Genomic DNA, 12424 nt, shown 5'->3' on the forward strand with positions numbered 1-12424 from the left:
GCATGATAAAGTCCATCCGCATGGATAATACTTAATACTTGATACTTAATACTTATTTCAAGAATCCTTGCTGACGAAGTACTTTCAATAGATTTTCGGACATAAATTCGTTATCTTTCTTTGTGTAACGCACGTCTGTAAAGACTTGAGCCAATGTTTCTTTTTTATTTTCTTCGATAAACTGCTTGTTTTCCGGCAATGATTCTTTGTAGGCATAGAGTTTATCTATTCCTTCCGGTGTATAGTCGTGATATTTTTCATCGTGCACGGCAGCTTCCAAAGGCAAACGGTCTACTTGTGCGGGAATACCGTCCGGATAGCCTACCGTTATTGTGGTGAGAGGGAATACCAGTTCGGGGAGTTGGAGGGTATCAATAATCATTTGAGGATTATAAGTGGTAGTTCCTAAATAACAAATGCCGAGTCCTGCTTCTTCCGCCAGCGTACAAAAAGTCTGCGCAACAAGCAAAGTATCCATAGACGCATTCATAAAAGACATTAAATTATCGTAGCCCGGCACTGCTTTCCGCTGTTCACACCATTTGCTGAAACGACGGAAATCAGCACAAAAAGTCAATACGACCGGAGCATTTTTTACCATCGGCTGATTGAAATGAGCAGGCGAAAGTTTCTCCTTCATTTCCGCATCGCGAGTCACAATCACACTATAAAGTTGCATCCCACCCATCGTAGAAGCACGGAAAGAGGTTTCAAGCAAATCATTTAACAAACTCGGATTTATATCTTTAGGCAGATATTTCCGGATAGTTCTTCTGTTCTTTACGGTTTCAAACATATCTTTTTTTTGCAAAGATATAAAAAGAAAAAAATAATCCACCACACTAGCAGAATAGAATAGTTTTCTTTTTGGAGAACTTTAACCTTTGAACAAAATTCAATTCTAACTGTTTATCAAATACTTAGCATAAACAAATGGAAAACTTGCAACCTGTTAATAAATTAATTCATTTTTATTTTGATAGATGAAAAAACATTCTTAGCTTTGCGCCTACATTTGTTAACGATAAGTAAACTTCTACATATTACTTATTAAAAACGAGATTTAACACAAATTGAATCGTGGAAAAACAGATTTATTCTTACGACGAAGCCTATGAAGAATCTTTACGATATTTTCAAGGCGACGAGCTTGCTGCAAGGGTTTGGGTAAACAAATACGCAGTAAAGGATTCTTTCGGTAATATCTATGAAAAATCCCCGGAAGACATGCATTGGAGAATTGCAAATGAAGTGGCACGCGTAGAATCGAAGTATCCGAATGCGTTGACAGCAAAAGAACTGTATGATTTACTGGATCACTTCAAGTACATCGTCCCCCAAGGTAGCCCGATGACAGGAATCGGTAACGACTACCAGGTTGCTTCACTATCCAACTGCTTCGTTATCGGAGTGGATGGTGCAGCCGACTCTTATGGCGCTATCATCAAAATCGACGAAGAACAGGTACAACTAATGAAAAGACGCGGTGGTGTAGGTCATGACTTATCACACATCCGTCCGAAAGGTTCTCCCGTTAAAAACTCGGCGTTGACTTCTACCGGTCTTGTTCCGTTCATGGAACGATATTCGAATTCCACTCGTGAAGTAGCTCAAGACGGACGTCGCGGTGCATTGATGTTGAGCGTATCTATCAAGCATCCGGATTCGGAAGCATTCATTGATGCCAAGATGACCGAAGGCAAAGTGACCGGAGCAAACGTTTCTGTCAAGTTGGACGACGCTTTCATGCAGGCTGCCGTAGACGAAAAGCCGTATGTACAGCAATATCCTATCGACTCTGCCCAACCTACATTCACCAAGGAAATCGACGCTTCTACCTTGTGGAAGAAAATCGTTCACAATGCATGGAAATCAGCAGAACCGGGCGTTTTGTTCTGGGATACGATTATCCGTGAATCTGTGCCTGATTGTTATGCAGACCTGGGGTATAGAACGGTATCTACCAACCCATGCGGAGAAATTCCTCTATGTCCTTACGATTCTTGCCGCTTATTGGCTATCAATCTATATTCTTATGTGGTAAATCCGTTCAAACCGGATGCTTATTTTGATTTCGACCTGTTCCAAAAACACGTGGCTCTCGCTCAACGGATCATGGACGATATTATCGATCTCGAACTAGAGAAGATCGAACGTATCATGACCAAGATTGACGAAGATCCGGAAAACGAAGAAGTAAAACATGCGGAACGTGCACTTTGGGAGAAAATCTACAAGAAGAGCGGACAAGGTCGTCGTACCGGCGTAGGTATCACTGCAGAAGGTGATATGCTTGCTGCTTTAGGATTGCGCTACGGAACGGAAGAAGCAACGGAATTCTCTGAAAAAGTACACAAGACAGTAGCTCTCGGTGCCTATCGTTCTTCAGTGGAAATGGCCAAAGAACGCGGTGCCTTCGAAATATACAATAGCGAACGTGAACAGAACAATCCGTTCATCCAACGCCTGGCAGCAGCCGACCCGAAACTGTATGAGGACATGAAGAAATACGGTCGCCGCAACATTGCCTGTCTGACGATTGCTCCAACCGGAACGACCAGTTTGATGACGCAGACCACTTCGGGTATCGAGCCTGTATTCCTGCCTGTTTACAAACGTAGAAGAAAGGTGAACCCGAACGATACGAATGTGCATGTAGATTTTGTAGACGAAACAGGGGACGCATTCGAAGAATACATCGTATTCCATCATAAATTTGTTACTTGGATGGAAGCTAACGGATACGATCCGGCCAGACGTTACACCCAGGAAGAGATTGACGAACTGGTTGCCAAATCTCCTTATTACAAAGCGACTTCTAACGATGTCGACTGGTTGATGAAGGTGAAGATGCAGGGAAGAATCCAGAAATGGGTAGACCACTCTATCAGCGTAACCATCAATCTACCGAACGATGTGGACGAGGATTTAGTAAACCGCCTGTATGTAGAGGCATGGAAATCCGGCTGCAAAGGTTGTACCGTATATCGTGACGGTTCACGCTCCGGAGTGCTGATCTCTACGAAATCGGATAAAGACAAGAAAGAAGGACTTCCTCCTTGCAAACCGCCTACGGTTGTAGAGGTACGTCCGAGAATATTGGAAGCAGACGTTGTCCGTTTCCAGAACAACAAGGAAAAATGGGTAGCTTTTGTCGGATTATTGGACGGACACCCTTATGAAATATTCACTGGTTTGCAAGATGACGACGAAGGTATCTTGCTGCCTAAGAGCGTGACTTGCGGACGTATCATCAAAAATGTGGATGAAGACGGTACCAAACGTTACGACTTCCAATTCGAGAACAAACGCGGATATAAGACGACCATTGAAGGATTGTCAGAGAAGTTCAACAAGGAATACTGGAACTATGCAAAATTGATTTCCGGCGTGCTTCGCTACCGGATGCCGATTGAACAGGTTATCAAACTGGTTGGCTCTCTGCAATTGAACAGTGAAAGTATCAACACTTGGAAAAACGGTGTAGAACGTGCATTGAAGAAGTATATTCAGGATGGAACGGAAGCCAAAGGTAAGAAGTGCCCGAACTGTGGCAACGAGACATTGGTTTATCAGGAAGGCTGTCTGATTTGTACTACTTGCGGCGCTTCCAGATGTGGATAATAGTCCTACGTATGTTAATTAATATATAAACAAAAGATTAAAAGGAGTCCGGTGCGGCTCCTTTTATTTTTTATTCAAAAAAATGTCTTATACTTGCAGTGTCTTACATATACAATCAAAATCTAATATATATGATTCTATCATTTAATATTGAATACCGCACCAATTGGGGAGAAGAAGTAAGGATTTCCGGCTTATTTCCGGAATCAATTCCTTTACACACCACCGATGGGATCTATTGGACGGCAGAACTTGAGCTTGAAGTCCCTCAAGAAGGGATGACTATCAATTATAGCTATCAGATAGAGCAAAACGGAATAGTTATCCGCAAGGAATGGGACAGTTTTTCGAGATCTATTTTCTTATCAGGCAGCTCCAGGAAGATATACAGAATCAATGATTGCTGGAAAAATATCCCGGAACAACTGTATCTTTATAGTTCTGCTTTTACAGAAGCCTTACTGGCACATCCTGAAAAAGAGAATATCCCGCAAAGATATAAGAAGGGACTGGTTATCAAGGCCTACGCCCCACGTATCAACAAAGATTATTGCCTGGCAATTTGTGGCAACCAGAAATCATTAGGTCACTGGGACCCGGAGAAAGCGGTGCTGATGAGTGATACCAATTTCCCGGAATGGCAGATAGAACTGGACGCCAGCAAACTAAAATATCCGCTGGAATATAAATTCATCCTCTACAACAAACAGGAAAAGAAAGCAGACTGCTGGGAGAAAAACCCTAACCGCTATCTGGCAGACCCGGAACTGAAGACCAACGAAACGCTCGTGATTTCCGACCGATATGTTTATTTCGACATTCCCGCATGGAAAGGGGCAGGAATCGCTATACCCGTATTTTCTTTAAAATCAGAGAAAAGTTTCGGAGTAGGTGATTTCGGCGATTTGAAACGTATGGTAGACTGGGCAGTAAATACTCGCCAGAAAGTTATTCAGATTTTACCGGTCAACGACACCACCATGACTCATGCATGGACGGACTCTTATCCTTATAACAGCATTTCTATTTATGCTTTCCATCCGATGTATGCGGATATCAGGCAAATGGGAACTCTGAAAGATAAAGAAGCGGCATCAAAATTCAGCAAGAAGCAAAAGGAACTGAACAGCCTCCCTGCTATTGACTACGAAGCGGTCAACCAAACTAAATGGGAGTTTTTCAACTTACTGTTCCGACAGGAAGGAGAAAAGGTATTGGCTTCCAAAGGTTTCAAAGATTTCTTTGAAACGAACAAGGAATGGCTGCAACCTTATGCAGTCTTTAGTTATCTGCGCGATGCCTACAAAACGCCCAATTTCCGCCAATGGCCGAGACACTCTGTTTACCAAGCGGAAGATATAGAAAAAATGTGCCAACCGGGAACGGCAGATTATCCTCACATTTCGTTGTATTATTATATCCAGTATCATCTGCACCTGCAGTTGTTGTCTGCAACCGAATATGCCCGCCAACACGGTGTCGTATTAAAGGGGGATATTCCAATTGGTATCAGCCGCAACAGCGTGGAAGCCTGGACAGAACCCCATTACTTCAATCTCGACGGACAAGCGGGTGCTCCGCCCGATGATTTCTCGATCAACGGGCAAAACTGGGGATTCCCCACATACAACTGGGATGTCATGGAAAAAGACGGATACCGCTGGTGGATGAAGCGTTTTCAGAAAATGGCGGAATACTTCGATGCTTACCGGATCGATCATATCCTCGGGTTCTTCCGTATTTGGGAAATACCAATGCACGCTGTACACGGATTGTTAGGTCAGTTTGATCCTTCTTTACCGATGAGCCGGGAAGAAATCGAAAGTTATGGCCTAACGTTCCGGGATGAATATCTGCTACCATTCATCCATGAATCTTTCCTCGGACAGTTGTTCGGACCGCATACCCATTTAGTCAAACAGGATTTCCTTGAATCGGTTGATAACTCCGGACTTTATCGGATGAAACCGGGATTCGAAACACAACGGGAGGTAGAGCAATTCTTCGCCGGTAGAAATGATGAAGATAGTGTGTGGATTCGGGAAGGGCTTTATTCATTAATCAGCAACGTCTTATTTGTTGCGGATAAGAAAGAGGAAGGTAAATACCACCCGCGCATCGGTGTGCAACGGGATTTCGTATTCCGGTCGCTGAACGAAGAAGATAAAAATGCGTTTAACAAACTATACGACCAGTATTATTATCATCGGCACAACGAGTTCTGGTATCAACAGGCTATGAAGAAGTTACCTCAACTGACACAGTCAACCCGCATGTTGGTTTGTGGAGAAGATTTGGGGATGATTCCTGCTTGTGTGTCGTCGGTGATGAATGATCTCCGGATTCTTAGTCTGGAAATTCAGCGGATGCCTAAGAATCCGATGTATGAATTCGGGCATTTAAATGAATATCCGTACCGGTCTGTCTGCACAATCTCCACTCACGATATGTCTACATTGCGTGGCTGGTGGGAAGAAGATTATCAACAGACCCAACGTTACTATAATGCAACGTTAGGACATTATGGAGTTGCACCGACAACTGCCACCCCGGAGTTGTGCGAGGAAATCGTACGCAACCATCTCAACAGTAATTCCATTCTCTGTATCTTGTCTTTCCAGGATTGGTTATCGATAGACGGGAAATGGAGAAATCCGAATGTGGCGGAAGAGCGAATTAATGTTCCATCCAATCCACGCAATTACTGGAGATACCGGATGCATCTCACTCTGGAACAGTTGATGAAAGCAAAAACACTTAATGATAAGATTGGTGAACTGATTAAATACACAGGAAGAGATCCGAATAAATAGAATAAAAGATACAAGTAACTTTCAAAAAGGATATTTTCCGGACACTACCGACGCGGATAACACTAGATTAAGAACGCTAAAAATCTATGTGATCCGCGTCATTCGTTTTTCAAGGATATATTGATAACAGAGGTAAAATAAGGAGTTTCAAAACATAGTCAACCATTTTTTTCGCAATAATATCATTACTATATATCATACTTTTTCGCTTTTCGCATCATTCGTTTATTTTTTCAATGTTCCTCTTTTTATTCCGATTTATAAAGTATCTTTGCGCCGAAAAAGAGAAATTAAAAGAGATAATGGAAGGCAACCAGAGCAGACGTATTGATTTTGTGGACTTAACCAAAGGAGTCTGCATTATCCTTGTGGTAATGGCACACGTTGGAGGGGCCTTCGAACAACTGGATACGAATTCGATGTTATCCTGTTTCCGCATGCCGCTTTACTTCTTTATCTCGGGAGTGTTTTTCAAATCATACGAAGGCCTGTTCGGATTCATCCTACGAAAAATAAACAAATTGATTATTCCTTTTCTTTTCTTCTATTTAAGTGCATTTCTAATGAAATACATTGTTTGGAAGATTGCTCCAGGAGTGTTTCAACTGCCTGTGTCGTGGAATGAACTCTTGGTTGTATTTCATGGACACGACCTTATCAAGTTCAATCCACCGATCTGGTTTCTACTCGCATTATTTAATTGCAACATCCTGTTTTATCTAATTCACTTTCTGCGCGAAAAGCATCTGCCTGTCATGTTCGCTGTGACAATCCTGATTGGTTGCGCAGGATTTTATCTCGGAAAATTACAGATAGAGTTACCCCTGTATATAGATGTTTCCATGACTGCCCTCCCCTTCTATGTGGCCGGTTTCTGGATCCGACGATATAATTTTTTTCTATATCCCAGCCATCGTTTCGACAAACTGATACCGGTTTTTGTTGTATTGGCACTGGTGGTAATGTACTTTACCGCTACCACATTGGGTATGCGTACCAACAATTATACGGGAAATATTTTTCAAGTATATATCGCTGCGTTTGCAGGAATATTTATGATTATGTTACTTTGCAAAAAAGTGAAGAAGATAAAGGTTGTTTCTTACTTGGGACGATATTCAATTATCACCTTGAGTATTCATGGACCGATACTTCATTTTTTAGGTCCATTAGTCAGCCGTTATATTCACAATAGTTGGGCACAGGCAAGCGCACTTCTGCTTATAACATTAAGCATCTGCCTTCTGCTCACCCCCGTCTTTCTTAAAGTGATTCCACAAATGGTTGCACAGAAAGACCTGTTAAAAGTCAAACAAGATCATACTAAAAAGACAGTATATGAAGATAAACAGTAGCTATATCCTTTTGAAGGAAATTCGTTGTTACGCCTATCATGGAGTCGCACCGCAAGAAAATCTGATTGGGAATGAATATCTCATTGACCTGAAACTGAAAGTGGATATCAGCAAAGCTACCCGGACAGATGAAGTTACCGACACCGTCAACTATGCCGAAGTACATCAAGTGATAAAAAATGAAATGGCTATTCCGTCAAAGTTACTGGAGCATGTCAGCGGACGGATTATACAAAAACTCTTTGACCAATTCCCTTGCATTGAGAAAATAGAGCTCCGGCTTTCCAAACGGAATCCGCCAATGGGAGCAGATATAGAATCAGCAGGCATTGAACTGCAATGCAGCAGAGATGAATGATATATTGCTCTATAAATGATATGACGTAAACTAGCAGAATACAGATTAAAATCACTTGCAAGAACTCCCCTTGCCATTATTTCGGAACAATTGGGAATTGTTGTTAGCATACACAATATGCAAACGCAAACTTCCTAATTGAAGTAGAAAAGATAGTGACGGTATATGCTTGTGATAGTGACGCTATCGTTGTCATATACCGTCACTATCCTTACTGGATAGCGTCACTATTTTATAAAGGGAACTCACCAACAACTTTTCTCTATTGATCCATTATTTCCAGTTGAGTATAAACAGGGGATAATTGCCTTATAAACAACGCAGATAATACAATTTTAATCTGTATTATCTGCATTATCTTATTAAATAGTAGGCAATCCGTTTCTATTATTTACACTCCGAACCGACCTATTTTCTCTTCTTTTTTCTTCGATTTACCGATTCGACAGCTTCCGTCACCACAGGTTTATCCTGGAAACGTTTTGTATAGCTGGAATAGTCCGGATGAATGCGTTCGTAATCAGGATCCATAAATAACGGACTGGAAATAATATGATCCGCCGTAGAACGGTTACAACAGAAAACAATATTTTCTACACCGGCCAAACGGGTTAATGCTTTTACATCCGTATCATGCGGTTGCAATGTCATGGGGTCCGTGAAGAAAAAGAGATAATCAATCTGCCCATCCACAATACGTGATCCCATCTGTTGATCACCACCTAACGGACCTGATTTTAAAATCGTAAAATCCCACTCTTCATCAGGATGTTTCTCCTTCAATGCTTCCAATATCAAAGTACCCGTAGTACCTGTACAGTAGAATTTATTACCCATCAACAGTTCCGAGTTCCACAGTACCCATTCGATGAGGTCTTTTTTCATTGCATCATGCGCTACCAGCCCGATGCCTCTTCTAACCTTTGATTCCATTTGCTATCCTTTTAAATCCGACAATTGAGAGAATCGTTTGCATCCCCTCGCATAAAACTGCCACAATATACTACTTTTTGTCCGTTCAAGTATCGGATTCAAAGTTTTTTTTCTCATATTTTCTTCACGGGACAAAGAAAATGACGGACATAATCGTTTATACTCTTTCCGCGCACGCATCACAGCACTAGCATTATCCCAGTGCCCTTGCAACAAGAAATTGAACGCCGCCAGATAATCGAGACAGGTCCGGATACGCATCACTTTATTTAACTCCTCCTGTGGAAGATTCTTATAGAGCATGACAAGATTATTACGGAAATTAAGAAAAGTCTTATGAGGATTCTCTTTTTTAAGAGTAGCTCCCCCCACATGATAGACAATGCTTTGAGGTACACAGACAATCTCACGATTCCGCGAACGGAGTCGCCAGCACAAATCTATTTCTTCCATGTGAGCAAAGAAACGTCCATCCAATCCCCCGACATTCACATAATCAGTGCGCCGGATAAACAACGCTGCCCCCGTGGCCCAGAAAACAGGAATTACCGTATCATACTGGCCTTCGTCTTTCTCCACAACTCCCATAATACGCCCCCTACAAAAAGGATAACCGTATTTATCAATAAAGCCACCGGCTGCCCCGGCATATTCGAAATATTCTTTTTGCCGCTGGCTTCGTATCTTCGGCTGACAAGCAGCTACCTCCGGATGCTTATCAAGATAAGCAATCATTGGTTCCAACCAATGTTCCGTCACCTCGACATCCGAATTCAAAAGAACTACATATTCTGCGTCGACCTGCTGCAATGCTAAATTATATCCATCCGCAAAGCCATAATTTTGGTCGAGAACAATCGTTCTGACAGAAGGAAATTCCTGTTGAAGCAAAGTAACGGAAGCGTCCGTAGAACCATTGTCAGCCACACAGACCTCAATCCCCTCCCCTTCCGAATACCGGACGACAGACGGAAGAAAAGTACGGAGCATATCACACCCGTTCCAATTTAAAATTACAACTGAAACTTTCATTATTATTCTTTTTTCTTGTTCAGCTCTTTCTCTTCTAATCGATCGGCTTCTTCACGAGTCATTTTCCAACGTTTATGAGACCACAACCAATATGCCGGTTCTTTACGAATCGTCTGTTCTAATCTATGAGCAAACATTTCCGTGATTTCTCCTTCTCTTGTTTCTTTCGGTGTTTCCGTCATCAACTTGAACTCCGCTTCACAGTATCCTCTGCGCTTCTTACTAAGCTCACAATAGAAAACAGGGAAATTCATCATTTTGGCAATTCGCTCCGCACCATTCAGAAAAGCAGTTTCCTGTCCTAAAAAGGTAGTCCAATATTTATCATATCCACTGGGCCATTGATCAGTAATCAAACCGACTACCATCTTTTTTCCATCATGTTTGAGCTTAATAATTTCACGGGCTGTAGAATGTTTCGGAATATTATACCCCCCGAAACGAGAACGAATACGTTTAAACAACTCATCCAAATATTTATCCCTCAACGGTTTATAAACCTGTACGGGAACATCCCCCGGTTTCATGATTGCTCCCATGCCTATCAACCACTCATAATTGGCATAATGAGGAATCATTACTATAATACCTCCATACTTTTCTGTCAGTTCAAGATATTGTTCCGTATTCTTATAAGTCATTCTCTCACAAAGTTCTTCGGCAGACATATGCAACAATTTCAAATCTTCAAGCATATAATCCGACAAATAGCGATAAAACTTGCGTTCTATCTGTAATCTCTCCGCATCAGTTTTTTCCGGAAATGATCTCAATAGATTTCCCCGAACTACTTTCCGACGATATTTTCCAACACGATACATCAGCAGATAATTTAAATCCGAAAGCATATATAAAACCCCGAACGGAAGAGCTGAAAACAGCCACATTCCACTGTATACCAACCAATAGATAAGTTTTGATCTCATAACTTATATCAAAATTGTACCTTTAAGTGCTGTCATCTCCTCATTAAACTCTCCCAGACGTACATTAACTACCTGATTATCCAGCGAGTCATCACTTTCCACCTCTACACGAATATAATTCTCCGTAAATCCATGCATCGGAGCACCAGCTTTCGATTTTTCCATCAATACCGGCATTGTCTGCCCGATATGACGTGCATAAAAAGCCTGTGTCTTTTGGTCCGATAGTGCCAACAGACGCTGACTACGCTGATGCTTCTCTTCCGGAGAAACCACATATTCTATTTTTAAGGCTTGCGTTCCGGGACGTTCGGAATAGCTAAACACATGCAACTGCGTCACATCCAGACCATCAATAAACTGATAAGCCTGTTCAAAGTATTCGGGTGTTTCTCCACGGGTTCCCACAATCACGTCCACTCCGATAAAAGCATCCGGCATCACCTCTTTTATCTTCTTCACTTTCGAAGCAAAAAGAGCAGTGTCATAACGACGACGCATTAACTGCAAAACTTCATCGCAACCGGATTGCAAAGGGATATGAAAATGAGGCATAAAACTACGGGAATGAGACACAAACTCGATAATCTCATCAGTCAACAGATTGGGTTCTATGGAAGAAATACGATAACGTTCGATTCCCTCTACCTGATCCAATGCTTTTACCAGATCAAAGAAACTCTCTCCTGTTGTTTTACCAAAATCTCCGATATTCACTCCGGTCAGAACGATTTCTTTTCCGCCTTCAGCAGCTGCCTGCCCGGCCTGCTCAACCATGGAAGCAATAGTCCCGTTACGACTTCGCCCGCGGGCAAAAGGAATCGTGCAATATGAACAGAAGTAATCGCATCCATCCTGCACCTTCAAGAAGAAACGAGTACGGTCTCCCCGTGAACACGAGGGAGAAAACGAACGGATATCTTTGGTTGTAGTAGTGATAGCCTCTCCTTTTTCATGCTTTTGGAGGTCGCCCAGATATTGAAGTAACTCTCCCTTCTGTTCCGCTCCCAGCACTACATCTACTCCATCTATCTTTGCCACGTCGCCAGGCTTCAATTGCGCATAACATCCGGTCACTACCACAAAAGCACCGGGATGCTGCTTTACCAAGCGGTGGATGGCTTGCCGGCATTTCTTATCCGCCATCTCTGTCACCGAACAGGTATTTACCACACAGATATCTGCTTTCTCTCCTTTGCGCGCAGTCCGGACTCCTGCCTCACGCAGGATTTTACCGATAGTTGAAGTCTCTGAAAAATTTAATTTGCAGCCTAAAGTATAATAAACGGCTGTCTTATTTTGAAATACAGTGGTATCTATCATAAGCTGTTATAAACACATTAACTTTGCAAAGTTACACATTATTATCAGTAAAACACTTTA

9 protein-coding genes are annotated in these 12424 nt (G+C 42.1%); 4 read left to right on the plus strand and 5 right to left on the minus strand.

Annotated features, from left to right (window positions below):
• Positions 1 to 52: 52 nt before the first annotated feature.
• Positions 53 to 796, minus strand: a complete 744-nt coding sequence (locus tag DW173_RS05705; protein WP_004321972.1) for an NADPH-dependent oxidoreductase — start codon at positions 794 to 796, stop codon at positions 53 to 55.
• Between the two features lie 284 nt (positions 797 to 1080).
• Between DW173_RS05705 and DW173_RS05710 the strand changes: the two genes are divergently transcribed.
• From DW173_RS05710 to folB, 4 genes are all read left to right on the plus strand, one after another.
• Positions 1081 to 3624 (plus strand): adenosylcobalamin-dependent ribonucleoside-diphosphate reductase, encoded by a 2544-nt coding sequence (locus tag DW173_RS05710; protein WP_004299345.1) that lies wholly within the window; start codon positions 1081 to 1083, stop codon positions 3622 to 3624.
• 131 nt (positions 3625 to 3755) lie between these two features.
• Positions 3756 to 6437, plus strand: coding sequence for a 4-alpha-glucanotransferase (locus tag DW173_RS05715; RefSeq protein WP_120143985.1), 2682 nt, complete (start codon positions 3756 to 3758; stop codon positions 6435 to 6437).
• A gap of 302 nt (positions 6438 to 6739) precedes the next feature.
• On the plus strand, positions 6740 to 7792 hold the full coding sequence (locus tag DW173_RS05720; RefSeq protein ID WP_032852829.1) for an acyltransferase family protein: 1053 nt from the start codon (positions 6740 to 6742) through the stop codon (positions 7790 to 7792).
• Positions 7776 to 8150: a dihydroneopterin aldolase gene (gene folB, locus DW173_RS05725; RefSeq protein ID WP_004321975.1), complete on the plus strand. Its 375-nt coding sequence runs from the start codon at positions 7776 to 7778 to the stop codon at positions 8148 to 8150. Before DW173_RS05720 ends, folB begins: the two co-directional genes overlap by 17 nt.
• Before the next feature lie 408 nt (positions 8151 to 8558).
• Here folB and DW173_RS05730 read toward each other — a convergent pair whose 3' ends face one another.
• The 4 genes from DW173_RS05730 to mtaB are packed head-to-tail and all read right to left on the minus strand — an operon-like array spanning position 8559 to position 12364.
• Positions 8559 to 9083 (minus strand): methylglyoxal synthase, encoded by a 525-nt coding sequence (locus tag DW173_RS05730; protein WP_004306620.1) that lies wholly within the window; start codon positions 9081 to 9083, stop codon positions 8559 to 8561.
• Between the two features lie 3 nt (positions 9084 to 9086).
• Complete coding sequence (locus tag DW173_RS05735) at positions 9087 to 10115, minus strand: glycosyltransferase family 2 protein (RefSeq protein WP_120067910.1); 1029 nt, start codon at positions 10113 to 10115, stop codon at positions 9087 to 9089.
• A 2-nt stretch (positions 10116 to 10117) separates the two neighbouring features.
• Positions 10118 to 11041 (minus strand): lysophospholipid acyltransferase family protein, encoded by a 924-nt coding sequence (locus DW173_RS05740; protein ID WP_120143986.1) that lies wholly within the window; start codon positions 11039 to 11041, stop codon positions 10118 to 10120.
• Between the two features lie 3 nt (positions 11042 to 11044).
• Positions 11045 to 12364 carry a tRNA (N(6)-L-threonylcarbamoyladenosine(37)-C(2))-methylthiotransferase MtaB gene (gene mtaB, locus DW173_RS05745; RefSeq protein WP_120143988.1) on the minus strand — a complete coding sequence of 440 codons (1320 nt, stop codon included), beginning with the start codon at positions 12362 to 12364 and terminating at the stop codon, positions 11045 to 11047.
• Positions 12365 to 12424: the final 60 nt, after the last annotated feature.

Origin of the sequence: Bacteroides sp. AM16-13, assembly GCF_003602705.1 — a bacterium.
Taxonomy (GTDB): domain Bacteria; phylum Bacteroidota; class Bacteroidia; order Bacteroidales; family Bacteroidaceae; genus Bacteroides; species Bacteroides xylanisolvens.